Below are 26177 nucleotides of genomic sequence, written 5' to 3'. Positions count from 1 at the left end.
CTTCCCACGGCATGACTCATCTCCCATTGAGAATTTGTCATACAGTTTATTTCAGGTGTTACCCATGTCTCCGAACATGTGTTACCTATGTCTCCGGTCTATACACCCATCAAGGGAGAGGGGCTTTAATGCATCGCTTCGGCTGATATTGAGTTAACCAGACAGCAGTGACTGGGGATCTTGAATTATGAGTTCAAACCATCCCCAGAGACTATTTCTATTCGCGTTCATTTGCGGACTGATTCTTCCTATCCATTGGCGATGACTGGCGTCCATTTGCGGCCAATAGCAGAAGAGAGCTATGGTTTATGCGAGTGTGTCTACAGGCCTTGGCAGACTAGACTCCACTGATGAAATTGAGGAACAAAAACAGCAGCACAAAAAAGCCGCCGACGATCATCCAGGTTCGGTTCCAGATGGCGTGGCGACGTTTGAATTGTGCTGTTTCCGCATCGATTGCGGCCCTTGTCTGAGTGTCTATGGTGGGATCGATCCACACCTGTTGATGGCGCAGATCATCCGATTCCACCGCAGAGATGGCATGGGAAACTTCGGTTTTGTAGAGTCGGCTGTCCAGATCGACCAGTCTGTTATGAAGCTGATTATGCAAGTGCATCAGACCCGCTTCGATATCATCAAAACGGGCGATGTATCGAATCTCGGAGCCCGCTTCAGATTCCTGGGTATTCGGCAGCTCATCTCTGATTCTGGCTCTGATCATGCCGACGTGATCAGGGTGGGTTTCCAGTACCAGATAACCTGTTTTCATATTAAGGCCTGTCGATTGTGAAAGCGGCGACGATAAGTGGATGAGCCCATCATACCATTGAGTGTTTTTTTGAGTGAAATCGTGATGCAGTGAGTCGCCAGGCCATGAAGACCTGGATTTATCTCTTCCTATTCATGTTTAGGATTGCGGGAGTTTGCGGAGAATGGCGTCCATTTGCGGACTTCTTTATTCTTAAGATGATAAGAAACTGACAGGCTACTCATCCCCCCACACAAGCTCACCCGCTTCGCTCAGATCATAGCCCCCAAGATGCTCACCCATGGCCTGGCAGTCGGCTGAGCGAAGACGATTGATCAGATCCTGGAACAAGCGACGGAACCAGATGTTTCTCGGTAGTGCCAAGTCGAAGGACTCCCAGCCGAAAGGTATGAAGTCGAGACCATACTCCTGCGCGGCCGCGCGCGCGCCTGGTGCAGCATCGGCCTGATCCATGGCGATACTGGCGGCTGCTTCCCGCTCTGATAGGGCAGTACAGACCGAGTTCAATCGCTCGATGTTGACACTGTATTGGCTGAGTACTTCGAGTAGAAAACGCTGTGCGCCAGCACCGGTTTGTCGCATTGCCCAGCGATGGTTGCCTTCCAGCAGGGTTTTGGTGTCCGGCCTGAGTTCACCCAGTGTGCGATTGACCATCAAGCCCTGTTCCCGGCGAAACAGACGAATCAGCACCCATTGCCTGAACTGGGGATATTGACGCAATAGGGCCGGGTGGCGGGTGTTGCTCTCCTGGTTGGGTCCCCAGTGTATCCCGCAGGCATCGATGCGGTTCGCTTGAAGTAGATCCAGGCCGAGTCGGGTACCGGTCGGAGAGTAGCTGATCAGGGCATGGGCACCGGTCTCTTGGGCAAAGTTCATGATCAGTCGATAGAGCAGGGGGTCGTCACTGCCGGCAATCACCAGCCGGTTGGTCATCAGGCCACCATGGGCGGAATCGAGCATCCAGCGATCTACCAGTTCTCTGGGAAACAGCCACTTGCCGGTGATCTTGGTTGCCGGAATACGCTCCTCGTTGACCAGAGAGTAGATCTTCTTCTCGTTAAGGTGCAGGTATTCGGCAACCTGTTTGACGTTCATGAATACATGCTGGTCTTGCGAGATCACTGCAGCCATATCCTCTCCTTAAATTCAACTCTTGGCGTGTTCCACCGGTTTCTTATGGTTGGTCTGATAACGCACCGGCGGTATGGCGTCAAAAGTAATATTCTCTGCACCGTTATAGATTAAAAAGTGCTTACCCTTGGCTCGTGCGATCAGGGTCACCCCGATCCGCTTGGCCAGTTCCACGCCCATCTGTGTGGCACCCGAACGGGAAAGCAGAAAAGGTATGCCCATCTGCGCGACTTTGATCACCATCTCCGAGGTCAATCGTCCGGTGGTGTAGAAGAGCTTGTCCCTGCCGGGAATATCATCAAGCAGCATATTGCCGGCAATCGCATCCACCGCATTGTGTCGTCCCACATCCTCGATGAACAGCAGGATCTCGGCACCCCGGCAGAGCGCGCAACCATGTACGGCGCCGGCTCGCTGATAGACTTCGTTATAGCTGCTGAGATTCTTCAGCAGGGCATAGACCCCGGATTGCCGATGGGTGGTTTGGGGTAGTTCGATTTTATCCAGATCCTCCATCAGATCACCGAAAACCGTGCCCTGACCGCAGCCTGTGGTCACCGTTTTGCGGGCGGTTTTCTGTTGCAGGTCCGGAATGCCGTCAAAGGTGGTGACGGCGGCTGATTCGGTCTCCCAGTCCACCTGGATGGCCTTGACCTGATCGATTGTCTTGATCAGTCTCTGGTTGTGCAACCAACCCAATACCAACATCTCCGGGCGGGTGCCCAGGGTCATCAGAGTCACGATCTCCTGTTTATCCAGATAGACGGTCAGCGCCCTTTCTGCGGCTACCCGGCCGCGGCGTATCTCACCGTATTCATCTACAGCTGTGGCAGGGTGGGCGGCACTCAGGCCGGCATCGGTAAGCTGCGGGCGATGAGTGTACTCATTTGCCTTGTTCATTGCGGTCACCTCATCCTCCGGTAACATTCATATGCCGGAACAGCACCGGCTGGCTGCTGAGGTCAAACTCATGTCCTTTGGGTTTGATCTCCATGGCATCGATGATGGCTTGACGCAAGGGGGCGTCATCAAGTGGATTGGCGCGTACCACACGGCGCAGATCCATGGAGTGCTCCTGGCCTAGACAGAGCAATAGCCGCCCTTCTGCTGTCAGGCGCACCCGGTTGCAGTGTTCGCAGAAATTGTGGCTGTGAGGTGAGATGAATCCCACCCGGCTTTGCGAACCATTCAGGCGATAGTAGCGGGCCGGTCCACCGGTGGTTTCAGTGGTTGGAATCGTTTCGTAGTGTTGCTGGATATCCTGTAGAACCTGGTCACTAGAGTAGTAGACCTGTTGCCGATCATGATCGCTGATCACCCCAAGCGGCATCTCTTCAATGAAGCTGATGTCCATACCGCGAGCTTCTGCGAAACGCACCAGGTCGACCACTTCATCATGATTGCGATCCTTGAGAATCACCGTATTGATCTTCAGCCGTTTGAAACCGGCCTCCAGGGCGGCGTCGATACCGTTCAGGGTGCGTTGTAGTTCGCCAACCCGGGTCATCTCGTGGAAACGATCCGCCTGCAAGGTATCCAGGCTGATGTTGATCCGGGTAACTCCGGCGGTCTTCAGAGCCTTGGCATAGCGGGGCAGCTGGGTACCGTTGGTGGTCAGGGTCAGGTCTTTCAGGCCGGGCAGTCTGCCGAGTGCCTGAAACAGCTGCATGATACCCCGTCGAGTCAGAGGCTCGCCGCCGGTGATGCGGATCTTATGCACCCCCATCTCAACGAAACTCCGGGCTACCCGATAGAGCTCTTCCAGGGTCAGCAGCTGCGACCTGGGGACAAACTTCATATCTTCAGACATGCAATAGACACAGCGTAGATCACAGCGGTCAGTGACCGAGATACGCAGATAGGTGATCTGACGATTGAAGCGGTCAGTCAGGCGATGGGTTTCAGCGGCCGGTTTATTATTTGTTTCGGACATGGATCAGGGTCTCTCAATAAGCGCTTGTTCTCTATGAGCAAGAGTCATACCGGATTCCTATACCCCATTTAAGGCCCATGCTACGTGGGGTGAGAGCAGGTGGTGGTATTAAATGTCTCACTCAGTGAATAAGAACGGGACATTTTGCCCTGTTTTGCCACAGCTCCAATTTTTGGATTATTTTCCGGTGCCGTGAATTCTCTGCCGATTTTCCACATCGGCTTTCTGGTACATAACTTGCGGTTCACTCCAGAAGGTTCCTATCAGGAGGTGTCGAGCATGTCTGCATCACAGAAGAGAATCGGTGACGACCTGCCCCGGGAGTTCTCGCTATCGGTGATTACGCAAAAGTCACCCAGCGCCAATCGATGGCAGCCCTATCAATGGGAAGCCGTGGGTGTGCTGGCAACCGGTACAACGGCCAATTCGAAACAGGCGGAGATGATTTACGAGCAGCAGGAGACCAGCCGTTACCTGCATGCCGGTTTCAAGCTCAGGCTGCATGAGGATGAGTGCGAAAGCTATTATCACAATCTGCTCTCTGCAAACCCCTGTTGTTATGTGGTTGCCGATATGTCGGATGACGGTACACCGACCCCGTTTATGGTGAGTTTCAGTTTTGATGAGGCTCACGCCTATCTGGAGGGTGATGAGGCAATCTACGCCGTTCCGGTTCCGGCCGAGATCTATCAATGGGCTGAGGCCTTTGTACTTGCCCACTATGTGCCAACCAAGCGCAGCAAACGCAAACGGGCGGATTGGCGAAAGTCTGAGAGGGACTCTCATGGAGCGGGATGAAAAAAAGCCTCTGAATGAGCTGCGAAACAGCCGTGATGAGAATTTTATCAGGCGCTGGTCAGATCGAAAACTGGCCTCTCAGCAGCCTCTGGTCGAGCAGGCCGAAGCGGAACAGCCGCTGGAACAACCCTGTGATGAGGATATGCCACCCCTGGAGTCGCTCAACGACTCTTCCGACTACAGCGGTTTTCTCTCTCCCAAAGTCTCAGAGCCGCTTCGTAAGATAGCCTTGCGCAAACTCTTCCACGGCAGTGATTTCAATCTCTGTGACGGCCTGGATGACTATGCGGAGGACTTTACCAAGTTCGAAGCCCTCGGCGATGTGATCACCGCCGATCTCAAGCATCAGCTAGAGGTGCAAGAGCAGAAAGAAGTGGAGCAGCAGGCCCTGGCTGAGGCGGAACCGGGTGAGTCTGCAACGGCTGCAGTGGAGAGCAAGGATGAAACCTCAGCGGAGGATCCGCATCCGCCTACTGACCAACAACCATCCGATGACGATGGCAATGACAACCGAGAGACCCCCGCATGAACGAGACGAACAACAACACCATTCAACAGATCAATCATCAGGCCCGGCGTGAGGCCCAGGCCGCCATGGGGCGGGTGAGAATTGAGGCCACAGGGCTGGTTAACTACCAGAGCCGCGGGCGTTTGGCAGTGATCGGTGATCACCGGGCGATGGAGGTTGCCCCGGGGCTGGGTGATCAGTTGCACCCCATGGTAATACTCACCGCTGGCGCCGAAGAGCCGGGGGCGCCGCTGGTGCCGCTTGGGGGGCGGGCGATTGAGATTGATGGCTATCTGGGAGATTTCAAGATCCATCTCGGAGAGGCCGGGCAGGCCAACTATGAGCTTCTGGCTGTGGATCTGGTTCTTGATCTATCCACTGAGCCCCTGTTGGATCGGGCAATGACACCGCCTGGCTATTTCCACTGTGCCGGGGATGATGCAGAACTGGATCAGGTGATTGGTGCAATGGGGGAGATGAAAGGGCAGTTCGAAAAGCCTCGCTATTTCGATTACGACCCGCAGATCTGCGCCCATGGTCGATCGGGAAAAACAGCCTGTAGCCGCTGTCTCGATGTCTGTCCCGCGGAAGCCATCAGCAGCTTGGCTGAGACCATCGAGGTGAACGCCTATCTCTGTCAGGGCGGAGGAGCCTGTGCCACAGTCTGCCCAAGCGGTGCAATACGCTATGTCTACCCCAGTGTAAAGGACACCCTGGAGCGGTTGCGAAAACTACTCTCTGTTTACCGTGACGCGGGAGGCGTGGATCCGCTGCTGCTGATCACCGGGGAGGGCGATCAATCCTTTGCAGAGCCAGCGCTGGGCAATCACCTGGTGATGCAGGTGGAAGAGCTGGCCAGTGTGGGGCTGGAGGTCTGGCTCTCGGCTCTGGCTTATGGCGCCAGGGCGGTCTGGCTGGTGGATCGTCAGCAGATGTCCGCCGGTGTGAGTGACGCCCTGCAGCAGCAATTGACCACCGCTGAAGAGATTCTGACCGCCATGGGCTATCCTGCCGGGGTGATCAGACTGGTCCAGCCAGACCAGGTTGAAGCCCATTCGCAGATGCCTGAGTTGGAAACAGCCGGTTTTTCCGGACTTGGGGATAAGCGTCAGACCGCCTATCTGGCAATCGACCACCTCTACAGCCAGTCAAAACAGGCGGAACCCATGGCCAGTCTGAGTCAGGGTGCTCCTTTCGGCAGTGTCACGGTCTCCAGCCACGCCTGCACCCTCTGTTTCTCCTGTGTCGGTGTCTGTCCGGGGAAAGCACTGCAGAGCGGTTCGGGTGAGCAGCCGCAACTCCGCTTTGTCGAGGCCAACTGCCTGCAGTGCGGTCTCTGCACCAGCACCTGTCCCGAGGATGCGATCTCGATTGCCCCCAGGCTGTTGTTCGATGCTGAGAGCAGAAAGCAGCCGCGTACCCTGCACGAAGAGCAGCCATTTCACTGTGTCTCCTGTGGCAAGCCCTTCGCGACCCATTCGGTGATCGAGAAGATGCGCAGCCGACTCAGTGACCACTACATGTTTCAAAATGAACGGGCAATCAGGCGTCTGAGTCTCTGTGATGAGTGCCGAGTGGTTGATATTGCCCAAGACCCGGACGCGATGGATGGACAGATTCGCCAATAAAACCACCGATGCTACGCCATTCAATTCCCCTTTTGTCATTTTTTTACCCGTGGATTTGGTCCACGGCTTGCAATTGCTTTATCCGAGGAGCGTGTGATGAATGACCTGAGCCCCAGGACGCAAAACAACTCAATTAACAACCAGTGGAGAACCGAAGAGTCAAGCTATGCCGGTGAGGTGATTGGTCTGGATGAAGAGCAGCAGTGTCGGGTCGGTGCCTATGGCATGTTGGCACAATTGCTTAGGAATCCACCGGATCAGCAGGTGCTGAGTCAGGTTTCCGCATTCACCGAGCTGACTTCGGAGGTTGATGAGTTGGCGTTGTCGATGACCATGTTGGGACTGTCGGCGGCAAGTTCGAACTGTGGCGCTGTTGACGATGAGTTTCACAATCTGTTTATCGGCATGGGTCGGGGAGAGCTGGTGCCATACGGATCCTGGTATCAGACTGGTTTTCTGATGGAGAGGCCATTGGGACGCCTGCGTGATGATCTGGTCCGTTTGGGCTTTCAACGCCAGCAAGGTGTTACCGAACCGGAAGATCATGTGGCGGCACTGTGTGAAGTGATGGCCATCCTGATTCAGGAATCACAGCCCTTTCAGTTGCAGGCAGAGTTTTTCGAAGCCCATATGGCCGGTTGGCTGGAGCGGTTTTTTACGGATTTGAGTGAAGCCAGGTCAGCTGTCTTCTATAAGGCCGTGGGACGCTTCGGATCCGCCTATATGGCATTGGAAAAGCGCTACCTGAATATGACCGTATGAAGTGAAACCAGTAATGATCGAATGACTATCCAACGGAGGAAGAGTCGATGAATAAGAAGTCCAGACAAACACCGGATAACCAACGCAGGGCCTTTCTGCGGGGTACCGCCGGAGCTGGTGTCGGTGTGGCCGCCATAGCCGCTCTTCCCGGTCTGACAGCCGCCTCTCTGGATGAGGCCAGTGAGGAGAAGTCGGAGTCTCAGAAAGGTTATCGACTGACACCTCATATTGCTGCCTACTACAAGACCACGATCCGTTGAGTCATCGAGGGTACCGGAATGAAACTACACAAGATCTCTGACTCTGTAACCGAACTCAACAAAGCCCAGGCGCCATCGAAGCAATCAGCTGCTGGCAAGACGATGAGTCGGCGCAGCTTTCTGCGTAATTCAGGTTTGATGGCTGGCGGTGCCGCGCTGGCCACAGGTTTTACCCCTGGGATGATCAAACGGGCTGAAGCCGCCACGGATACAGCAGGTGGCCAGGTCGAGCTGAAGAAGACCATCTGTACGCACTGCTCTGTGGGTTGCGGCATCATAGCCGAGGTGCACAACGGTGTCTGGACAGGCCAGGAACCGGCCTTCGATCACCCCTTCAATCTCGGCGCCCATTGCGCCAAAGGGGCCTCGGTCAGAGAACACGGTCATGGCGAACGTCGACTGAAATACCCTACCAAATTGGTCGACGGCAAATGGAAAAGGGTCTCCTGGGAACAGGCGATCAATGAGATCGGCGACAAGATGCTGGAGATTCGTGAGCAGTCCGGGCCCGATTCGGTCTACTGGTTGGGATCGGCCAAACACAATAACGAACAGGCCTATCTGTTCCGTAAATTTGCCGCCTTTTGGGGCACCAACAATGTGGATCATCAGGCGCGCATCTGTCACTCCACCACCGTAGCCGGTGTTGCCAACACCTGGGGTTACGGCGCGATGACCAACTCCTACAACGATATTCACAATTCCCAGGCGATTCTCATTATCGGCGGGAATCCTGCCGAAGCTCACCCGGTCTCCCTGCAGCATGTCTTCAAGGCCAAAGAGGAGAACAACGCACCGCTGATCGTCATCGACCCACGCTTTACCCGTACCGCAGCCCATGCGGATCTGTTTCTGCGTTTGCGTCCGGGTACTGATGTGCCGCTGATCTGGGGCATGCTCTATCACATCTTCAAAAACGGCTGGGAGGATAAAACGTTCATCCGTCAGCGCGTCTATGGTCTGGAAGAGGTGAAAAAAGAGGTGGCCAAGTGGACACCCGATGAAGTGGAGCGGGTAACCGGTGTGCCTGAGAACCAGGTCTATGCCGCGGCAAAGACCATGTCGGATAATCGCCCGGGCACCTTCATCTGGTGTATGGGTGGCACCCAGCACACCATTGGCAACAACAACACACGCGCCTACTGCGCCTTCCAGCTGGCCCTGGGCAATATGGGGGTTTCCGGTGGTGGCACCAACATCTTTCGTGGACATGACAATGTTCAGGGTGCCACAGACTTCGGTGTGCTCTCCCACACACTGCCCGGTTATTACGGACTCTCGAAAGGAGCCTGGGGCCACTGGTCCAAAGTGTGGGATGTGGATTACGACTACATCGCAGGGCGCTTCGATCAGGGAAGCTACGAACAGTCCAAGGGTAAGGATGTTCCAGTGATGAACACCAAGGGGATACCGGTATCCCGCTGGATCGACGGTGTTCTGGAAGAGAAGGGCAACATTGCACAAAAGGATAATGTGCGGGCGATGGTGCTCTGGGGACATGCGCCGAACAGTCAGACCCGTGGTCCGGAGATGAAAAAGGCGATGGAGAAGCTGGATATGATGGTGATCGTCGATCCCTATCCCACCGTCTCTGCCGTGATGCATGATCGAACCGACGGTGTCTATCTGCTGCCGGCGGCAACCCAATTCGAAACCTATGGTTCGGTGACCGCTTCAAATCGTTCCTTGCAGTGGCGGGATAAAGTGATCGAGCCGATGTTCGAGTCATTACCGGACCATACCATCATGTATCGGATGGCAAACAAACTCGGATTTGCCAACGAACTGTTCAAGAACATCAAGGTGACCAACGATGAACCGCTGATCGAGGATATCACCCGGGAGTTCAACAGAGGCATGTGGACCATCGGCTATACCGGTCAGAGTCCTGAACGGATGAAGAAGCAACAGCAGAACTGGGGCACCTTCGACTATACCTCACTGCTGGCAGAGGGTGGTCCCTGTGATGGTGAATTCTACGGTCTGCCCTGGCCTTGTTGGGGCACCGCTGAGATGGGTCATCCGGGAACACCGAATCTCTATGACACCAGTAAATCGGTGGCCAACGGCGGCCTGACCTTCAGAGCCAGGTTCGGGGTGGAGCGCAACGGCGTCAGCCTGCTGGCGGACGGTGCCTATTCCAGGGGCTCGGAGATCAAGGACGGCTATCCGGAATTTACCGATAAACTGTTGAAGAAGCTTGGTTGGTGGAACGATCTGACCCCCGAAGAACAGGCCCTTGCGGAGGGTAAGAACTGGAAGACCGACCGCTCCGGCGGCATCCAGCGGGTGGCGATCAAACATGGCTGCGCACCTTTCGGTAACGCCAAGGCCCGTACCGTGGTCTGGACCTTCCCCGATCCGGTGCCGATTCATCGGGAGCCACTCTATACCAGTCGCAGAGATCTGGTGGAGAAGTATCCCACCTATGAAGACCGCAAGTCCTTCTATCGTCTACCGGTGCGTTACGGATCGATCCAGGCGAAGGACTACTCGAAGGACTACCCGATCATTCTCACTTCGGGGCGTCTGGTTGAGTACGAAGGCGGTGGCGATGAGACCCGCTCCAATGCCTGGCTGGCCGAACTGCAGCAGGATATGTTTGTCGAGATGCATCCGAGGGATGCCAACAACGCCGGAGTCAAGGATGGCGATGATGTCTGGCTGGAAGGTGCCGAAGGCGCAAAGATCAAGGTGAAAGCCATGGTAACCCGCAGAGTTGGCTCCGGTGTGGCCTTTATGCCGTTCCATTTCGGCGGCCATTTCCTGGGCAAGGATCTGCGCGATAAGTATCCCGAAGGGGCCGATCCCTATGTGTTGGGCGAAGCCTGTAACACGGCCATGACCTATGGCTACGACTCCGTTACACAGATGCAGGAAACCAAGTGCAGCCTGTGTCGCATCACGAAAGCCTGAGCGCGGGTTTAACAGAGGATATACGACATGGCACGAATGAAATTCTATTGTGATCCTGAACGTTGCATCGAATGCAATGCCTGTGTGACTGCCTGTAAGAATGAAAACGAGGTGCCCTGGGGAGTCAACCGTCGTCGGGTAGTGACCATCAACGACGGGGATGAGGGAGAACGCTCTCTCTCAGTGGCCTGCATGCACTGTTCTGACGCCCCCTGTGCAACAGTCTGTCCGGTGGATTGTTTCTATACCACCCAGGATGGCGTGGTGCTGCACGATAAAGACATCTGTATTGGATGCGGTTACTGCTTCTACGCCTGTCCTTTCGGCGCACCTCAATTTCCGGAAGATGGCGCCTTCGCCACCCGTGGCAAGATGGACAAATGCACCTTCTGCGCCGGTGGTCCGGAGTCGGACAACAGCTCGGATGAGCATCGTAAATATGGCTCGAACCGACTTGCTGAAGGTAAGTTGCCACTGTGTGCAGAGATGTGTTCCACCAAAGCCCTGCTTGCCGGTGATGCGGATGTGATCTCCGACGTCTATCGCAGTCGCATCATCAACCGCAGTGCCAGTGTGATGGCCCGGGGTGTCTCCTATCGGGAGTCCTCATTCAGGGCGCCGAAAAACATGAGCGGTAAAAGCAGCTCGAAAGAGTGATAAGGATAAAGTCCTCAAACATATCGTAGGGTGCGGCCTCGCCGCACCTTGCAATATTGAGTGACTTGGCAGGGTTTAATCGTCAATTTGTTGCTTTTAAAACGCAGGCTCCAGGAGGTTCTGATTGATCTGAAGAGAGTTACCCCAAGCTAGGCCGGAATCGGGAAAATCGATCAGATGGATTCGGCGCTTTTTACAATGACCGATTTTCAAGAGACCACATAAACGGTTTTATTTAAAAATAACTGATGGGTGCAGGCTGGAGATGACGCTTCAATCACCTGCTTACCAACCATCAGTAAAAACAGATTTGTGTTTATTCACATTGATGAGCGGACTAAACAAAAACCAGGCCACCAGGATGAGGTTAATGATTAATAACAGTGAGAGGATAAGTCGCTATATGGGGCGCATCTCATTTACCGGATTACTGGTATTTCTGCTGCTCTACAGCCTGCCTCTCGAGATCATTGCAGAGACCAAGAGCGGCCGGGAAATGCCTTCCGTGATGGTACTTAACCCTGCTGCAGAGTTATGGCGGGATGTACGTCAGAGAGAGGGGGGTAATATCGGTAACTCCCAGGTGCGGGGTGTCGATAGCGGTGTTTTGATCAATGCCTATGGGGATACCTGGCGTAAGTTCCGTATGCAGCAATTGATACCGATCGGCGGTTCGATACTGGCTGGTGTGTTTATCCTGTTGGGTATCTTCTACATGATCAGAGGCAAGGTGCCAATCGAAGGCGGCCCATCGGATCGTAAACTGTTTCGATATACCACCTATGAACGGATGATCCACTGGTTTGTGGCCTCGATTTTTCTGTTTCTTGCAATCAGTGGACTGATTCTTCTGTTTGGCAGACCGGTGCTGATTCCGCTGATGGGCAAGGAGGCGTTTTCTATCTTGGCATCGGCCTGCAAAGAGGGGCACAACCTGATGGGACCCCTGTTTCTGATCGCCGTGGTACTGATCTTTTTCCGCTTTGTCAGACGCAATATCTACCAACGAGGCGATCTGAGCTGGTTGCTGCGGGGCGGGGGGATCATCGGTAGCAAACATGTACCGTCCAATTTTTTCAATATGGGCGAAAAAAGCATGTTCTGGTTGCTGATCCTGGTCGGTGGTCTGATCATCGCTTCAGGCCTTGTATTGGTGTTTCCACTGTTTGGTCAGGGAAGAGAGTGGATGGAACTCGCTCATGTGGCTCATGCACTTGGGGCACTGTTGATGATTGTGGTGATCATGGGACACATCTATATCGGTTCAGTAGGCATGGAGGGCGCATTGGAAGGCATGACTACCGGTTATTGTGATCTTAACTGGGCCAAGGAGCACCATGACCATTGGGCAACTGAAGTAATCGAGCGTGGCGAGGATCTCTCCAATGAGGCGGTGGAGCGATTAAGGCGTAGCGAACCCCCAGGCGGGGTCAAGCTGCATCTTCAGGAGCATGGCAAATGATCGGGGAATTCATCGATGGGCCACTTTGGACCTTCGCACTGACTGTGTTTGTGATCGGTGTGATCTGGCGGATTGTATCCATTCTGTTGAGTGGTGTCAGAAGCGATCTTGCTGTACCGAAAGGCAGTGCGGGCAATGGTGCTTTTCGTGCGATGTTCAGCCGTTTTGTTCCTGAGCGTACCGTGACAAAACGGGGTAAACTGCAACTGATCGCCGGCTATGCCTTTCATCTTGGGCTGTTCGCGCTGCTCTTTTTCGCACAACCCCATATCGATTTTTTTGCACAGCGGATTACCGGTTTCTCCTGGCCTGCAATGCCCTATTGGGCATTCATCGTATCGGCAGAACTGGCGTTCGCCGGTTTGATCTTTCTGTGGCTGTATCGACTGCTCAATCCAGTCACAAGGTTACTCTCCGATCTGGATGATCATGTGGGAGCCATACTGGTGTTTGTTGTGATGCTGAGCGGTTGCCTGGCACTCGCCCAGTCCTTCGAGGCATTGCGCCTTCTGCATCTGCTGCTGGCTGAACTGCTGCTGCTCTACTTTCCATTCAGCAAGTTGATGCATGCCTTTACCTTTGTCATGAGCCGGGGATATACCGGCGCGACCATGGGACGTAAAGGTGTAAACGCATAGAATTTGGGAGACCTGTCGATGAGTGAAACCTTTGACCTTGGTGTGGAAGCAATGAAGGCGCAGCTCGATGCGAAAGTCGCTTCCTACTTTTCCAGTTGTGTCCATTGCGGACTGTGTGCCGAGGCCTGTCTCTTCTATACGGAGACCGGGGATCCCCACTTTACGCCGATCTATAAGCTGGAGCCGATGAAGAAACTCTGGCGCCGTGAGAAGACTTTCTGGGGTAAGCTCGGTGCTTCACTGGGTATGGGTGAAGAACTCACCGAGCAGGATTTTGCCGACTGGGAGACTCTGGTCTATGACAGTTGCACCCTGTGTGGGCGCTGTTCCATGGTCTGTCCGGTGGGTAACGATATCACTTATATGATCCGTAAGCAGCGTGAAGCATTTTCTGTCGCAGGTTACGCACCGGAAGGAATGAAAGAGGCTTCCCGGCGTGCGCTGAAATTTGGCAGCCCAATGGGCGTTACCTTCAAGACCCTACAGGCCACCCTGTCCCATGTGGAGAAGGATACGGGGCTGACCATCCCGGTGGACCAACAGGGTGCCGATTACATGACACTCTTCTCCTCCATGGAGATTGTCAATTTTCCGGAGTACATCGAAAGCATCGCAAGAATTTTCAAGAGTGCCGGTGTCTCATGGACCATCAGCAGCAAAGCCTATGAAGCGACCAACAGTGGTATTCAGATTGGTAATAAAGAGATTGCAGCTGAACTGGTAGGCAGAGTGGTGGAGGCGGCGGAAGATCTGGGTGTGAAATATGTTGTCAGCCCGGAGTGTGGACATGCCTATACTGCGATTCGTTGGGAAGGGCCAAACCTGATCGGCAGGGCCTTCAATTTTGAAGTTGTACATATCCTGGAACTGCTGGAGCAGTTGCAATCGGAAGGGCGGTTGAAGTTGAAGTCCACCGAGCAGACCCCGATGACACTGCATGATCCCTGTCAGATCGTTCGTCGGGGTGGTGTGGTGGATCAGCCCAGGGTGTTACTCAACAGTGTGGCAGACAATTTCAAAGAGATGCCGGATCACGGAGTGATGAATTGGTGTTGCGGTGGTGGTGGTGGAGTGAGTGCCAATGAGCGCGCCGAAGAACTCAGGCTGGAGGTTTTCACCCGTAAAAAGAGACAGCTCGATCAGACCGGGGTGGATACCATGGTTACTGCTTGCGCCAACTGCAGGATCATCCTGGAGGAGGGTATCGAACACTATGAAATGGATGCCGAGGTGATCAGTCTGACCGAACTTTTGGCCGAGCACCTTGAAGAGTGAATAGTACCCAATTCGTGGAGAGCCTAAGATCGAAGCGCCATTGCAGTGAGTATCGGTGACATTCCATCGATTCTCATATGTCCTGGCCTTTGTCGGGGTGAAGAGGTGCAGCTGTGTGATAACTGACTGATCTATATGATGCAGAGATCCAAGGCCAAATATTTACCTAATTCTCAAGGGTTATCCTCACTCAACCATCAAGCTGAGTGACTGTCTTAATATCAGCCCGGGTAAACTCGAATCTCTACCTGGTGTGGGCTGGATGGGCTGCTGAAGTTTGGTGATCAATGGGGTTGGATCCGACTCATTGATGAGATCCCAGCAACAACAAACTTATAAGTAGGACTGTTAGGATCAAGCGTGCAAACATTAACAGGTCCTCAATATAAGGTACTAAAAAAATCATCCGAGGAGGAAACCATGATTTCAAATCTGACTAAAGTGTTCTCAGGACTCATTCTCATGCTGGTGGGGATGCCGCTTCTGTTGGCTGGTACACCGGCCCCCGAAGGTGCCCATCTCTATATCATTTCACCGAAGAATGGTGAAACCCTTTCCGGGCCGGTGACTGTTACCTTCGGTTTGAAAGGTATGGGAGTTGCTCCAGCGGGGATAGACAAAGCCAAGACCGGTCATCACCATCTGTTGATCAATGTGGATAAGATGCCGGCGATGGATCAACCACTGCCATCCGATGATAGGCATCGTCACTTTGGTGGTGGTCAGACCGAGGTTACTCTGGAGCTCCCTAAAGGCGAACACAGTCTGCAACTGGTGTTGGGCGATATGAACCATGTACCGTTTAATCCACCGGTTATCTCTGAAAAAATCATGATTATGGTGAAATAGGAATCATTGAGGATGATTGGTGTGGAAGAATCGCAATCACCATTTGTGAAATGTTATTTTAAACTCTGGTCATCCTCTTTGTACGGACTCTAACCAGTTCATTATCGAAACCGGGAAAATAACCCGGTCCCTATAGGCATGGCCGATAACGTCTGTTGGTTATACAATCGCTCTATTTCCTGAATACTTGCCTAATCGACACTAGGGTGCTACAGAGTCTATTGGATTCCCTTTCATACGTTATGTTGTTAATACCGTTCACCGGTATGCCTCGGCAGCTGTTGTTCACGACGCCCTAATTCTCCATCAACCTCCAGATCCATTGAATCGATGCTTCAATGATCTGCAGATCAAGTGGTGTCACTCTGTTCTATTCTTATTTAGGAATAGGGATCGACCGATCAGAAACCAGCCCCAGCCAATCAGTAGACCGACAGCCACATTGATCGTTGCGCAGCAGATTCCGGTCAGCAGTATGACGCTCAGATCGAGTGGCGTAGAGGAGGTGAGTGATTTGTGCCAGGCGAGATCGAGTCCCGCATAGATTAGCAGTGCACCTACCGCTGCCAGGGGGATCAGCAGGAGAATCTGCAGTGCCTGTGGGCCGAGCAATACCCCTAGGGTGATCATGGTGATGCCGAAAAGCGCTGGCGCCAGCCAGCTGCGGGCACCGAAGCGGTGTTGTACTACCAGCCCTCCGGCGCCATGGCACATGGGAAAAGCACCGAATGGGGCCAGCAGCAGATTCACCGCACCGGTGGTGAAACCGAGTCTGGTCGGGGAGATGCGTTGTTTATCCTCGGGGAAATAGTGGCCGGCGATGGCCGCTGTGGCCAGGATGGCATTGGTCAGTGTCAGGCTGAGCTGGGGGAGTAGAATGGTCTGTGCCGAGAGACCAAGTTGAGGCCAGCCGAAGCTGGTCCAGTTGGGGGTATGCAGAGCCAGGTGTAAGTCTGTCAGCGGATTCTGTGCGGTCGACAGGCTCCAGAGGCAGGCGCCGATGACAATCGCCACGGCGGCAATGGGCTTCAGGGGGGTGGCCAGCAGGAGAAACAGTAATCCTGTGGCGACGATTCCGGTCCAGGGGTCGGTAATGACCAGCCCGATACCGGCCCATGCGAGCATCAATCCGACGCCGAGCTGGATCCCGGTCATAACCGGGGTGGGTATTTTTCGTGCCAGCAGATCGAGAATGCCGAACAGCGAGAGCAGAACAACGGTAAGTCCCAATAGAAAACCGGTGGCCGCGATCGTCTGGGCATCCAGGCTCTGGGTGATGGCGATGGCGGCAACCACCTTCATCGGTTGGATTGGAATCGGGCGACGATAGACCGCAGCCACAACCAGGGCGAACAGACCAAAGCCGATCAACAACCCAGTGGGATCGACCTTTTGTAAGGTTAAAACGCCGATGACAATCGGCAGAAAGGTGCCAAGATCGGCAAACGCGCCGGACAGGTCTCCAAGATATCGATGTTTTGAGTGCGACTTGAAAGATTGAAACACTCTCCGAGTATAGGACACATATCAAAGTGGTGACCAAACAGTTAGCATATCCTTGTGATGGGCCTCAATGGTGTTGAAGGTCCTAATCGTCGATGGATGAGACTGGGGTTGTAAACTCCGCTCCACTCGAACAATCGGGCTATTTGTCATCAGATTGCAATAAAATCACGGCACAATCTGCCCGGTTCTGTTGATTTGTCTATATTCATGCTTAGTTGGGGGGCATATTTTGAAAGCACGCATCGGTATCAATGGTTTTGGGCGTATGGGTCGTTTGGGCCTCAGAGCAGGCTGGAACGACGCGAATCTGGCGTTCTGCCAAATCAATGAAATTGCCGGTGATGCCGGCTGTTCCGCCCATCTGTTGCAGTTTGACTCAGTGCATGGCGTCTGGGATCGCCAATGCCAGGGTGAAGGGTCAGCGCTGAGGGTCGATGAGAGCAGTCTCAGTTACTCATCCAATCCAACGATCGATGAGACCGATTGGTCCGGTTGCGATATTGTTATTGAAGCCACAGGCAAACATCACAAGAAACCGGAACGGCTTCAATCCTATTTCGATCAGGGGGTGAAGAAGGTCGTCGTTGCTGCACCCACCGAAGGTGCCTTGAATCTGGTGTATGGGGTGAATGACCATCTCTATGATCCGCAGGTCAACCATTTGATCACCGCGGCCTCCTGTACCACCAACTGTCTGGCACCTCTGGTGAAGGTGCTGCATGAGAAGATCGGTATCGTGCATGGCTGCATGACCACCATCCACGATATCACCAATACCCAGACCATCGTCGACAGAGGGCATAAGGATCTAAGAAGAGCCCGCGCCTGTGGTCAGTCGCTGATTCCCACCACGACCGGGTCTGCCAAGGCGATTACCAAGATCTTTCCTGAGCTGGAGGGGCGCCTCGATGGCCATGCTGTACGGGTGCCACTGTTGAACGGGTCATTGACCGATTTTGTCTTCGAGGCGCCCAGGGCGGTTACGGCTGAAGAGGTGAACGGCTATCTTCGTGAGGCTGCAGAAGGGGAGTTGAAAGGTATCTTGGGTTATGAGGAGCGCCCACTGGTTTCGGTCGACTATGTCAACGATCCACGCTCCTCGATAGTGGATGCCCCATCCACCCTGGTGATTGATGATCGCCAGGTCAAGATCTATGCCTGGTATGACAACGAGTGGGGTTATGCCAATCGACTGATCGATATCGTGCGTAAAGTGGCCGCAGGATAAGATGGATCAAGGTGTACGTAACTACCTGGTGGTGACCGGGGGCTATTGGGCCTTCACCGTCACCGACGGGGCAATCCGCATGTTGGTGGTGCTCTACTTCCACCTGCTGGGCTACTCCCCGTTTGAAGTAGCGATGCTGTTTCTCTTCTATGAGTTTTTTGGCATTGTCACCAACCTGGTTGGCGGTTGGTTGGGTGCGCGTATCGGCCTCAATCTGACCATGCATATCGGCATGGGGCTGCAGGTGGTTGCTCTGATGGCATTGACCGTACCCGATGCCTGGCTCTCGGTGGTCTATGTGATGATCGCCCAGGCACTCTCCGGGATTGCCAAAGATCTGAATAAGATGTCTGCCAAAGCCTCGGTCAAAACGATGGTGCGTGACGGCGGCGAATCCAAACTGTTCAAGTGGGTGGCGCTACTCACCGGTTCAAAGAATGCCTTAAAAGGGGCCGGTTATTTCATTGGAGCGGCGCTGCTTGAATGGATCGGTTTTCGCGGTGCACTGGCTGTTTTGGCCGGGATGCTGTTGCTGGTTTTGATTACGACTTCATTGATGCTTCCTGCCGGACTCGGGAAGATGAAATCGAAGCCGAAGTTTTCCCAGGTCTTCTCCAAGGTGGCAGCAATCAACTGGCTCTCCGCGGCGCGTTTTTTTCTGTTTGGCTCCCGGGATGTCTGGTTTGTGGTCGGTTTGCCGGTGTTTCTCTACGAAGTGCTGGATTGGAGTTTCACTCAGGTTGGTGGGTTTCTGGCACTCTGGATTATCGGCTACGGCTTTGTTCAGGCCAGTGTTCCCAAACTGCTTGGGCGGGTTCACCAGGGGCAGGGGCCAGGTGGGGGAACGGCGCGCCTGTGGGCTTTTCTGCTGGCACTGTTACCGGCTGCCATAGCCATGGCACTGAATCAGGGTTGGCCGGCGGAGCAGGTATTGGTCGTGGGTCTGGTTCTGTTCGGGATTGTCTTCGCCATCAACTCAGCGGTTCACTCCTATCTGATCCTGGCTTACTCGGATCATGAAAAGGTCTCCATGAACGTGGGTTTCTACTATATGGCCAATGCCGGAGGCAGGCTGATTGGTACCGTGCTGTCCGGTTTGATCTATCAGACGTATGGCCTTCAGGGGTGTCTCTGGTGGTCGGCGCTGTTTGTGATTCTGGCCGCTTTGCTCTCCTTCCGTTTGCCCGAGGTTGGGGCGGATGAAAATCAACCGCTGAAAGCCGACAGTCACTGATCCGCCGGTGCGCATGGTCTCTTTAACCCACCATCAGTTGCAATAGCAACCGAATCCAGATAATGAAAATCAATAGATAGCTGACAATAAAGGCATTCTTTCGATGCAGCACATTGTTGCTTCCCAAGTGTATCCAGCTGTGGATCATGCGTGAAGCGAGGTAGCACCATGCCAACCCCAGATAGATGGGATCTGATTTCTCCAGTAGCAGAATAACAATCGTACTCAGATAGAAAAGCGGTGGTGTTTCCAGCAGGTTCTGAAAATGGTGGCTGATTTTGATCAGATATTGCGGTGGTCGGCCACCCCGGTTGTACTTGAAGTAGGCAATGCTCAATGAGCCCTCTTTGACCGCCTTGTAGCGAGCAGCGATCAGGGCGACCCCCATGCCTCCGGTTATCAGTACCAGGCAGATCATTGGTAACAGAATTTGTGAATGATTCATGACTATCCTTAGGTTTGCATTGAAGTTGCATCAGGGATCCTAGTCAGTTCCTAAATATGATCAAGATAATATTATTGGCATGTGCTATTTTCATCTCATGATTCAGCCACTGATTAACAGGCCCTGATAACCATGCCTTATACCGCTGAGCACAAACAGCAGAGTCGTCAGCGTATTCTCGATAGTGCGGTACGATATTTTCTACAGCAGGGCTATGAAAAGACCGGGATCAGCGAGATCATGCAGGATGCCGGTCTGACTCATGGAGGTTTCTATGCCCATTTCAGCAGCAAAGGTGAGCTCTATATCGAGGCGATGACTCATGCCGCGAAACACGGTCGTTTCACTGCCCATTTGAGAAATGGCAAACAGGGGCAGGCGTGGTTTCAGGGAGTGCTGGAGGGTTATCTGAATCTGGACCATGTAGAAGGTGATGAGAGTCCCTGTCCGCTTGCCTTCCTGGTTACCGATATCGCCACCCGTGAATCTGACGTGAGACATGCCTATACCCGCATTTACAAGAGCATGAATCGTTACATCAGCCGTCAGGCTATGGAGGAGACAAAGAAGCCCAGTGATGATATCTACGCTGTAACCGCCATGATGATTGGTGGAGTGGCAATCAGTCGTGCAATCGATGATCCGAGGTTGGCCAAACGCCTGCTGCACAGTTGCAAGCAGATTGCAGAGAAATTGATAGCCGGTGACTGATTCCATTCCTGCCATTGAATTTGTCATGAAGAACGGTATCCAGTGCCGGGTACAACCCTGTGTGGAACCCAATACCCGACACACCGCGGAATTTCTGAAAAAGCAGATCGAGATCGGTTTCCAGCATATGTCCGCCCGTTCCCGTTTCAGCCGCTTTGCCACTGTACTGGATCATTTGACAGATCAACAGCTTGACTATCTGACTGATCTGGATGGTAAGGACCGGGTGGCCTGGTGCGCCTCAATAACCAGTAAGGATGAGGAGAGTGGTATTGGCATCGCCCGATACATCAACTTACCCAATGAAGCGAGGATGGCTGAATTTGCCATCACGGTGGTTGACGACTATCAGGGGCTGGGGGTTGGCTATCAATTGCTGAATAAATTGATCGAATCGGCAAAACTGAATGGTTTCCAGACATTGCGGGGATATATACTGATGAGTAATTCAGCGATGCTGGCACTCTGCAAGCGATTCGAAAGTAAAAAGACTTCGGTTGATGGATCTTTTGTAATTGTGGACATCATTGTGCAGTAAAATCTTTCCTTCTCTTGATGTGAATAAAAAGGGGAAAATAATCTGTTCGGGAGCACAGCCTGATGAGCGCAAACTTAAAATTTATTGGGCATATCAATAGCCCATACAGGACATTAGAGGATTGTCCGAACAATGTAAATTTGAATGGTCCGCTGTGCCAACTGGTGATTTATGATACCTACATAGATGGCCTGTCTGGTTTGAAGAAGGGACAGCAGATCCTGATTCTCTACTGGTTTGAGAATACTGACAGGGGCGCAATACAGCAGGAGAGTAATCAGGGTGGCGAGAGGATCGGTACCTTTGCTTTGCGTTCCCCCCACAGGCCTAACCCTATTGGCGCAGCGGTGCTGCCGATCGAGGCTATTGAAGATGGTGTGGTCTTTGTGAAGGGCCTTGATTGCCTGAACGGCACCCATCTACTGGATATCAAACCTGCCATTCCCCAGGAATAGCCTTAATAAAAATATGGAATTGTATGAAGATTAAATGAGGCTGTATGTGGTCCTGGCAATGATTATTCCTTTATCTTCAAATGCTCTGGATTTATCAGTACGCTTAATCGCCGCTTATCGGCCGGGGATTACAAACAGAGTAGCATTTTCGAACAGCTGACCAGCGGTATAGAGATTTTATCGGGCACTGAAGCAGTGCAATAGTTCGGTCAAGATCAGAGCATCTACTGTCACTGTTCTATTGCCAATGGCTTCATCAAGCCGTTACGAGCACGGTGAACGCTGATTGATCTGACACTTGCGTGTCAGATCAGCTCTCAATCACCGGTTCACATCGACAATTCTTCTACCCCGGATCTTCCTGGCAAGTAGATTGTCTGCCGTCTCAATCACTTCAGACAGCCCGATCTCTTCCGCAATATTGCTCAACTTACTGAGATCCAGGTCCTGCTCGAGGCGGTCCCAGGCCTGCTGGCGTGTCACTTTTGGACACATCACGCTGTCGATACCGATCAGAGAGACGCCTCTTAGGATGAAGGGGGCTACCGTTGCCGGAAAGTCCATACCGCCCGCCAGACCGCAGGCGGTGACCACGCCGCCATAGTGGGTGCTGGCACAGGCATTGGCCAGTACATGGGAGCCAACCACGTCGACCACCCCGACCCAGCGCTCTTTGGCCAGTGGTCTACCCGGTTGAGCGAGTTCTTCGCTTGCGATAATTTCTGTAGCACCCAGTTCCTTCAGAAAAGCCGACTCCGCTTCAGCTTTACCACTCAGGGCAATCACTGAGTAACCCAGTTTTGACAGTATCGCAATCGCAACACTGCCAACACCGCCCGATGCTCCAGTCACCAGGATATTCCCCATGTCCGGTGTGATGCCGTTTCTTTCCAATGCGAGGATACAGAGCATTGCGGTATAGCCGGCTGTGCCGATCGCCATGGCCTCTTTCGGCTGTAACGACTTTGGTAGTCGAACCAGCCAATCGCCATTCACTCTGGCTTTTTGCGCCAGTCCTCCCCAGTGCTTTTCACCCACACCCCAGCCATTCAGGATTACCTGATCACCGGCTTGGTAATCCCCGTGAGTGGTGCTGCTGACCGTTCCCACCAGATCGATACCAGGCACCATGGGAAAGCGTCTTACAACCGGTGACTGGCCAGTGATCGCCAGGGCATCCTTATAGTTGATGGATGAATAGTGCACATCGATGGTGACATCACCTTCCGGGAGCATCGCTTCATCGATGTCGGAAATCGTGGCTGTATAATTCTCGTCTTGCTTGTCAATCAGAACGCCTTTGAACATATCTGTGCCTCATTGGTTAGACAAACGTCAGGTAAAAACAATAAAAAATTATTTCAGACTGTTTATGAAAAAATCTGCATAACTTTGCAATGCACTAGGAGTGCGTTCGAGTTTTGCACGCAATACCGCTCCCTCCCAGCCTGTCCAGAACAGATAGGCTGACGCCTTGCAATCTGTTGTGGGGGAAATCTCGCCAGCCGCTTTGGCTTCCTCCAGGCAGGCTTCCAGTCGCTGCTGCCAGTCTTCAAAGACCTCGATCAGTTGTATGCGGAATGGTTCGGGCAGGGCGCCCATCTCCTGGCCAAGGTTGCCAACCAGACAGCCCCGCTTGAACTGATGCCGGGCCATGCCGTTTATCGCATCCTGCATGAATGCAATCAGACGCTGCAGAGGAGGGAGAGATCGATTGCCCAGTGATTTATCCAGCTTGTGCTTGAAAAATTTTGCATAGTTACTGATCAGTTCCGAGCCGAAGGCATCCTTATTTTTGAAGTAGTGATAGAACGAGCCCTTCGGCACCCCGACACGACGCAGAATTTCATCAATGCCGGTGGCGCTGTAGCCTTTTTCGGTGAGCAATTCCATACCTGAACGAATCAGTTCAGCTTTGGTTTGATTAAATCCGGCCTGGTCTTTCGGGGGCCGGCCGCGACGTCGTTTCAGAGGGATGGCAGAGCTCATGGGGAAATATTAGACCGATCGTCTATAAAAATCAAACAGCAGTAGCTCCGGTGACAAGGTCGGGGGCTCCTCTCAGCTGACCGGCGACAGCTAGCCAGTCTCTTCTGAGGAGAATTGAATGGATGATCCATGTCAGCCTGTGGACCTGTTTTGCGTTTCAAGGAGCGTATCGCTGTAGAGAAATTTTTGGCTGGAGATCTTAATTTTCTGGTATCGAGTGAAATGCCTTATTTTTCAAGCCCTGAATTGGGTCATATGACGCAAAAAAACGGTGAAAACTTGATTAATGATTGATGTCAATGAGAGATGGAAAGCGGGCCGGCTAGACTCTAGCCAGTTTCTGATTTTTGCATGGCGCTGTCATTTATTCGATGAAGAGATCCAACACCTTTTTTGTCTGTCTGCTGGTGTTGCTGACAGGTTTTATTGCAAGCCTTGTGGATGTTGCGATAGAGAATGGGCAAGTTTTACCGCAGGCAGCTGAGTCGGCTGAGCTGGTCAGCCGACTGGGTCTGACCGACCTGGCGCTGTTCACCGAGGCCCGCTATACCAGACATCCCTCGCAGGCCGATATCCACTCCGCTTTCCAGGATCATCCCGTCGCATTGGAGCATTTCCCCACAGGTTCGTTGCTACAACCATCGAACGGTTCCTTACCATGATCACCATACTGCGCAAGCAACGTTATTTTATCGACTATACCTTGGGCACAATGATGCGCCACAAGGGGAAGAGTCTCGGTCTGCTGTCAGTCTACACAATGATCATATTCATGCTGGCTTCAGTGATGTTGTTCAGTCATGCCATGCGCAGCGAAGCTGTTGCTCTGCTGGCCGACTCTCCGGAAATCATTGTGCAACGGATACAGGCGGGGCGAAGTGTCATGGTGCCGGCAGAGTATTTGCACAGAATCGGTAAGCTGCGTGGTGTCACTGAAAAGCGTGGCCGCTTGTGGGGCTACTACTACGATCCTGCGGTCAAGGCCAACTATACAGTGATGGTCAGTGAACAGGATAATCTATCGATTAACGATATTGTGATTGGTGCGGGGATAGCCCGAACCAGAGGTTTGTCAGTTGGTGACTATCTGACACTACGGTCACATGAAGGCAAAGCATTCTCTTTTCGGGTGGTAAGGCTGCTGGAGAGTGAATCAGAACTGATCAGTAGTGATCTGTTACTGATCAGTTCAGTGGGCTATCGGCGATTGTTCGGTATTGATGAGTCATATTACACCGATCTGGTGTTGTCTGTGAGAAATCCCCGGGAGATACAAAAAATTGCAGAGAAACTGACACGGTTATTGCCGGACAGCCGGCCAATACTCAGAGCGGAGATCCTGCGTACCTATGAGAGTCTCTTCTCCTGGCGGCAGGGTGTGATGTTGATTCTGTTGCTCGGCTCAGTACTCGCTTTTGTCATATTCGCCTGGGACAAAGCTTCCGGTTTGAGTGCCGAGGAACGTAAAGAGATCGGTATCCTGAAAGCGGTTGGCTGGGAGACTGGCGAAGTGATGCGGATGAAGTTCTGGGAGGGGGTGATCATCTCCCTGATGGCTTTTCTTATTGGCTATTTGGCCGCCTACTTACATGTGTTCTATACCTCGGCCGGTCTGTTTGAGCCTGTGCTAAAAGGTTGGTCTGTTCTCTATCCCAGTTTTCAGATAACCCCTTCAGTGGATGGTCTGCAACTTGCGACGCTGTTTTTCTTTACCGTGTTGCCCTATACCTTGGCGACCATCGTGCCTGTCTGGCGGGCCTCCATAACGGATCCTGATCTGGTCATGCGGTAGTTCGTGATGTTGATTGAATTAACAGATGTACGTAAGGCCTTCAATCAGGGCAAGCCGAATGAGTTTTGGGCGATACAGGGAATCACCACTCAGTTTGAGGTCAACCGAATCAGTTGTCTCAAGGGGGCCAGCGGTTCAGGTAAAACCACCCTGATGTCGATGATCGGCTGTCTGTCACGGCCAACCAGTGGCCGTATACGTCTACAGGATCGTACCATCTCCTCGCTTCCTGAGCGTTTTCTTACGCAAGTCCGCAGGCATACCTTCGGATTCATTTTTCAGCGTTTTAATCTCATTCCCGGGCTTAGTGTGGTGGAAAATATCATGCTGCCGGCCTACCCGTTGGGTTTGAAGGCCAGCAGCTTGAGAAACAGGGCGGATCGTCTACTCGAACAGTTCTTACTGGCCGATAAATCGGATAATCCTGTTGAATGGTTGTCCGGTGGTGAAGCTCAGCGGGTGGCGATCTGCCGTGCACTGATCAATGATCCGCAAATTCTGATCGCCGATGAGCCGACCGCCAATCTGGATAGCCGGCTCTCCCGTGAGTTCATGGCTCTGCTCGATGAGCTGTCGAAATCCGGCAAGACGGTTCTGATCAGCAGTCATGATCCGGTTGTCTTCGATTCGCCTGTTGTCGACCGGGTGGTGGAACTTGAGGATGGTGTGATGGTTGCCGGGGAGACATAGCCT

The 26177-nt window shown here is 53.0% G+C and carries 28 protein-coding genes; 20 read left to right on the top strand and 8 right to left on the bottom strand.

Annotated elements, in window-relative coordinates; genetic code table 11:
* Positions 1–337: 337 nt before the first annotated feature.
* The 4 genes from AC4IE8_RS07375 to moaA all read right to left on the bottom strand — a co-directional run bounded on the left by AC4IE8_RS07375 (position 338) and on the right by moaA (position 3833).
* Positions 338–769, bottom strand: a complete 432-nt coding sequence (locus AC4IE8_RS07375) for a hypothetical protein (protein ID WP_068992863.1) — start codon at positions 767–769, stop codon at positions 338–340.
* A 216-nt stretch (positions 770–985) separates the two neighbouring features.
* Positions 986–1900, bottom strand: a complete 915-nt coding sequence (locus tag AC4IE8_RS07370; RefSeq protein ID WP_490790691.1) for a substrate-binding domain-containing protein — start codon at positions 1898–1900, stop codon at positions 986–988.
* A 15-nt stretch (positions 1901–1915) separates the two neighbouring features.
* Complete coding sequence (locus AC4IE8_RS07365) at positions 1916–2800, bottom strand: formate dehydrogenase accessory sulfurtransferase FdhD (protein ID WP_068993022.1); 885 nt, start codon at positions 2798–2800, stop codon at positions 1916–1918.
* 10 nt (positions 2801–2810) lie between these two features.
* A complete protein-coding gene (gene moaA, locus AC4IE8_RS07360) occupies positions 2811–3833 on the bottom strand; it encodes a GTP 3',8-cyclase MoaA (RefSeq protein WP_490790690.1) in 1023 nt (340 codons plus the stop codon).
* A gap of 279 nt (positions 3834–4112) precedes the next feature.
* Here moaA and AC4IE8_RS07355 point away from each other — a divergent pair, with 279 nt between their 5' ends.
* From AC4IE8_RS07355 to AC4IE8_RS07305, 11 genes are all read left to right on the top strand, one after another.
* On the top strand, positions 4113–4631 hold the full coding sequence (locus AC4IE8_RS07355) for a DUF3305 domain-containing protein (RefSeq protein WP_068992856.1): 519 nt from the start codon (positions 4113–4115) through the stop codon (positions 4629–4631).
* Complete coding sequence (locus tag AC4IE8_RS07350; protein WP_068992853.1) at positions 4618–5160, top strand: DUF3306 domain-containing protein; 543 nt, start codon at positions 4618–4620, stop codon at positions 5158–5160. The genes AC4IE8_RS07355 and AC4IE8_RS07350 overlap by 14 nt, the downstream gene beginning before the upstream one ends.
* Complete coding sequence (locus AC4IE8_RS07345; protein WP_083226115.1) at positions 5157–6767, top strand: 4Fe-4S dicluster domain-containing protein; 1611 nt, start codon at positions 5157–5159, stop codon at positions 6765–6767. Before AC4IE8_RS07350 ends, AC4IE8_RS07345 begins: the two co-directional genes overlap by 4 nt.
* Before the next feature lie 96 nt (positions 6768–6863).
* Positions 6864–7529 carry a molecular chaperone TorD family protein gene (locus tag AC4IE8_RS07340; protein ID WP_083226114.1) on the top strand — a complete coding sequence of 222 codons (666 nt, stop codon included), beginning with the start codon at positions 6864–6866 and terminating at the stop codon, positions 7527–7529.
* A gap of 47 nt (positions 7530–7576) precedes the next feature.
* Positions 7577–7789: a hypothetical protein gene (locus AC4IE8_RS07335; protein ID WP_068992850.1), complete on the top strand. Its 213-nt coding sequence runs from the start codon at positions 7577–7579 to the stop codon at positions 7787–7789.
* 18 nt (positions 7790–7807) lie between these two features.
* Positions 7808–10705, top strand: coding sequence for a formate dehydrogenase subunit alpha (locus tag AC4IE8_RS07330; RefSeq protein WP_068992846.1), 2898 nt, complete (start codon positions 7808–7810; stop codon positions 10703–10705).
* A 27-nt stretch (positions 10706–10732) separates the two neighbouring features.
* Positions 10733–11362 (top strand): formate dehydrogenase FDH3 subunit beta, encoded by a 630-nt coding sequence (gene fdh3B / locus AC4IE8_RS07325; protein WP_069002854.1) that lies wholly within the window; start codon positions 10733–10735, stop codon positions 11360–11362.
* A 370-nt stretch (positions 11363–11732) separates the two neighbouring features.
* Positions 11733–12824, top strand: coding sequence for a formate dehydrogenase subunit gamma (locus tag AC4IE8_RS07320; RefSeq protein ID WP_068992843.1), 1092 nt, complete (start codon positions 11733–11735; stop codon positions 12822–12824).
* Positions 12821–13462, top strand: coding sequence for a hypothetical protein (locus AC4IE8_RS07315; RefSeq protein ID WP_068992841.1), 642 nt, complete (start codon positions 12821–12823; stop codon positions 13460–13462). The genes AC4IE8_RS07320 and AC4IE8_RS07315 overlap by 4 nt, the downstream gene beginning before the upstream one ends.
* Positions 13463–13480: 18 nt before the next feature.
* Positions 13481–14737, top strand: coding sequence for a (Fe-S)-binding protein (locus tag AC4IE8_RS07310; protein WP_490790689.1), 1257 nt, complete (start codon positions 13481–13483; stop codon positions 14735–14737).
* 420 nt (positions 14738–15157) lie between these two features.
* Entirely contained in the window at positions 15158–15586 is a 429-nt protein-coding gene (locus AC4IE8_RS07305; RefSeq protein ID WP_490790688.1) for a DUF4399 domain-containing protein, read from the top strand.
* Positions 15587–15946: 360 nt separating this feature from the next.
* Here AC4IE8_RS07305 and AC4IE8_RS07300 read toward each other — a convergent pair whose 3' ends face one another.
* On the bottom strand, positions 15947–17092 hold the full coding sequence (locus AC4IE8_RS07300; protein ID WP_490790687.1) for a putative sulfate/molybdate transporter: 1146 nt from the start codon (positions 17090–17092) through the stop codon (positions 15947–15949).
* Between the two features lie 229 nt (positions 17093–17321).
* Between AC4IE8_RS07300 and AC4IE8_RS07295 the strand changes: the two genes are divergently transcribed.
* On the top strand, positions 17322–18320 hold the full coding sequence (locus AC4IE8_RS07295) for an ArsJ-associated glyceraldehyde-3-phosphate dehydrogenase (protein WP_490790686.1): 999 nt from the start codon (positions 17322–17324) through the stop codon (positions 18318–18320).
* A 1-nt stretch (position 18321) separates the two neighbouring features.
* Positions 18322–19554: an organoarsenical effux MFS transporter ArsJ gene (gene arsJ, locus AC4IE8_RS07290; protein ID WP_068992823.1), complete on the top strand. Its 1233-nt coding sequence runs from the start codon at positions 18322–18324 to the stop codon at positions 19552–19554.
* Between the two features lie 22 nt (positions 19555–19576).
* Here the strand turns inward: arsJ and AC4IE8_RS07285 are convergent, their stop codons facing one another.
* The gene (locus tag AC4IE8_RS07285; RefSeq protein ID WP_490790685.1) at positions 19577–19999 is read right to left on the bottom strand and encodes an MAPEG family protein; all 423 of its coding nucleotides are present in this window, start codon (positions 19997–19999) and stop codon (positions 19577–19579) included.
* Between the two features lie 132 nt (positions 20000–20131).
* On the opposite strand from AC4IE8_RS07285, the gene AC4IE8_RS07280 reads away from it, so the two are divergent.
* The 3 genes from AC4IE8_RS07280 to tsaA all read left to right on the top strand — a co-directional run bounded on the left by AC4IE8_RS07280 (position 20132) and on the right by tsaA (position 21703).
* The gene (locus AC4IE8_RS07280) at positions 20132–20710 is read left to right on the top strand and encodes a TetR/AcrR family transcriptional regulator (protein ID WP_490790684.1); all 579 of its coding nucleotides are present in this window, start codon (positions 20132–20134) and stop codon (positions 20708–20710) included.
* Positions 20703–21248: a GNAT family N-acetyltransferase gene (locus AC4IE8_RS07275; protein WP_490790683.1), complete on the top strand. Its 546-nt coding sequence runs from the start codon at positions 20703–20705 to the stop codon at positions 21246–21248. The genes AC4IE8_RS07280 and AC4IE8_RS07275 overlap by 8 nt, the downstream gene beginning before the upstream one ends.
* A gap of 62 nt (positions 21249–21310) precedes the next feature.
* On the top strand, positions 21311–21703 hold the full coding sequence (tsaA, locus tag AC4IE8_RS07270; protein WP_490790682.1) for a tRNA (N6-threonylcarbamoyladenosine(37)-N6)-methyltransferase TrmO: 393 nt from the start codon (positions 21311–21313) through the stop codon (positions 21701–21703).
* 321 nt (positions 21704–22024) lie between these two features.
* Here tsaA and acuI read toward each other — a convergent pair whose 3' ends face one another.
* Positions 22025–23011: an acrylyl-CoA reductase (NADPH) gene (gene acuI / locus AC4IE8_RS07265; RefSeq protein ID WP_068992809.1), complete on the bottom strand. Its 987-nt coding sequence runs from the start codon at positions 23009–23011 to the stop codon at positions 22025–22027.
* 48 nt (positions 23012–23059) lie between these two features.
* Positions 23060–23692 carry an acrylate utilization transcriptional regulator AcuR gene (gene acuR, locus AC4IE8_RS07260; protein ID WP_490790681.1) on the bottom strand — a complete coding sequence of 211 codons (633 nt, stop codon included), beginning with the start codon at positions 23690–23692 and terminating at the stop codon, positions 23060–23062.
* Between the two features lie 129 nt (positions 23693–23821).
* Here acuR and AC4IE8_RS07255 point away from each other — a divergent pair, with 129 nt between their 5' ends.
* The 4 genes from AC4IE8_RS07255 to AC4IE8_RS07240 all read left to right on the top strand — a co-directional run bounded on the left by AC4IE8_RS07255 (position 23822) and on the right by AC4IE8_RS07240 (position 26174).
* Positions 23822–23986: a hypothetical protein gene (locus AC4IE8_RS07255; protein ID WP_490790680.1), complete on the top strand. Its 165-nt coding sequence runs from the start codon at positions 23822–23824 to the stop codon at positions 23984–23986.
* Positions 23987–24063: 77 nt separating this feature from the next.
* Positions 24064–24354: a hypothetical protein gene (locus tag AC4IE8_RS07250; protein ID WP_490790679.1), complete on the top strand. Its 291-nt coding sequence runs from the start codon at positions 24064–24066 to the stop codon at positions 24352–24354.
* Positions 24351–25484, top strand: a complete 1134-nt coding sequence (locus AC4IE8_RS07245) for an ABC transporter permease (RefSeq protein WP_490790678.1) — start codon at positions 24351–24353, stop codon at positions 25482–25484. Before AC4IE8_RS07250 ends, AC4IE8_RS07245 begins: the two co-directional genes overlap by 4 nt.
* A 6-nt stretch (positions 25485–25490) precedes the next feature.
* Positions 25491–26174, top strand: coding sequence for an ABC transporter ATP-binding protein (locus AC4IE8_RS07240; RefSeq protein ID WP_490790677.1), 684 nt, complete (start codon positions 25491–25493; stop codon positions 26172–26174).
* The last annotated feature ends 3 nt before the right edge of the window (positions 26175–26177 follow it).

The sequence above is a fragment of the Candidatus Thiodiazotropha sp. AKAK2 genome, from assembly GCF_058244685.1.
Note: the sequence above shows the minus strand (reverse complement) of the source record. Positions and strands in the feature narration are given on the sequence as shown.

Coding starts and splice junctions, on each gene's coding strand:
- AC4IE8_RS07320 (WP_068992843.1), top strand. CDS start 11,733: ATGATTAATAACAGTGAGAGGATAAGTCGCTATATGGGGCGCATCTCA.
- AC4IE8_RS07350 (WP_068992853.1), top strand. CDS start 4,618: ATGGAGCGGGATGAAAAAAAGCCTCTGAATGAGCTGCGAAACAGCCGT.
- fdh3B (WP_069002854.1), top strand. CDS start 10,733: ATGGCACGAATGAAATTCTATTGTGATCCTGAACGTTGCATCGAATGC.
- AC4IE8_RS07255 (WP_490790680.1), top strand. CDS start 23,822: ATGTCAGCCTGTGGACCTGTTTTGCGTTTCAAGGAGCGTATCGCTGTA.
- acuI (WP_068992809.1), bottom strand. CDS start 23,011: ATGTTCAAAGGCGTTCTGATTGACAAGCAAGACGAGAATTATACAGCC.
- arsJ (WP_068992823.1), top strand. CDS start 18,322: ATGGATCAAGGTGTACGTAACTACCTGGTGGTGACCGGGGGCTATTGG.
- AC4IE8_RS07285 (WP_490790685.1), bottom strand. CDS start 19,999: ATGAATCATTCACAAATTCTGTTACCAATGATCTGCCTGGTACTGATA.
- tsaA (WP_490790682.1), top strand. CDS start 21,311: ATGAGCGCAAACTTAAAATTTATTGGGCATATCAATAGCCCATACAGG.
- AC4IE8_RS07305 (WP_490790688.1), top strand. CDS start 15,158: ATGATTTCAAATCTGACTAAAGTGTTCTCAGGACTCATTCTCATGCTG.
- moaA (WP_490790690.1), bottom strand. CDS start 3,833: ATGTCCGAAACAAATAATAAACCGGCCGCTGAAACCCATCGCCTGACT.
- AC4IE8_RS07335 (WP_068992850.1), top strand. CDS start 7,577: ATGAATAAGAAGTCCAGACAAACACCGGATAACCAACGCAGGGCCTTT.
- AC4IE8_RS07375 (WP_068992863.1), bottom strand. CDS start 769: ATGAAAACAGGTTATCTGGTACTGGAAACCCACCCTGATCACGTCGGC.
- AC4IE8_RS07245 (WP_490790678.1), top strand. CDS start 24,351: ATGATCACCATACTGCGCAAGCAACGTTATTTTATCGACTATACCTTG.
- AC4IE8_RS07340 (WP_083226114.1), top strand. CDS start 6,864: ATGAATGACCTGAGCCCCAGGACGCAAAACAACTCAATTAACAACCAG.
- AC4IE8_RS07330 (WP_068992846.1), top strand. CDS start 7,808: ATGAAACTACACAAGATCTCTGACTCTGTAACCGAACTCAACAAAGCC.
- acuR (WP_490790681.1), bottom strand. CDS start 23,692: ATGAGCTCTGCCATCCCTCTGAAACGACGTCGCGGCCGGCCCCCGAAA.
- AC4IE8_RS07280 (WP_490790684.1), top strand. CDS start 20,132: ATGCCTTATACCGCTGAGCACAAACAGCAGAGTCGTCAGCGTATTCTC.
- AC4IE8_RS07315 (WP_068992841.1), top strand. CDS start 12,821: ATGATCGGGGAATTCATCGATGGGCCACTTTGGACCTTCGCACTGACT.
- AC4IE8_RS07250 (WP_490790679.1), top strand. CDS start 24,064: ATGAAGAGATCCAACACCTTTTTTGTCTGTCTGCTGGTGTTGCTGACA.
- AC4IE8_RS07370 (WP_490790691.1), bottom strand. CDS start 1,900: ATGGCTGCAGTGATCTCGCAAGACCAGCATGTATTCATGAACGTCAAA.
- AC4IE8_RS07365 (WP_068993022.1), bottom strand. CDS start 2,800: ATGAACAAGGCAAATGAGTACACTCATCGCCCGCAGCTTACCGATGCC.
- AC4IE8_RS07345 (WP_083226115.1), top strand. CDS start 5,157: ATGAACGAGACGAACAACAACACCATTCAACAGATCAATCATCAGGCC.
- AC4IE8_RS07355 (WP_068992856.1), top strand. CDS start 4,113: ATGTCTGCATCACAGAAGAGAATCGGTGACGACCTGCCCCGGGAGTTC.
- AC4IE8_RS07240 (WP_490790677.1), top strand. CDS start 25,491: ATGTTGATTGAATTAACAGATGTACGTAAGGCCTTCAATCAGGGCAAG.
- AC4IE8_RS07310 (WP_490790689.1), top strand. CDS start 13,481: ATGAGTGAAACCTTTGACCTTGGTGTGGAAGCAATGAAGGCGCAGCTC.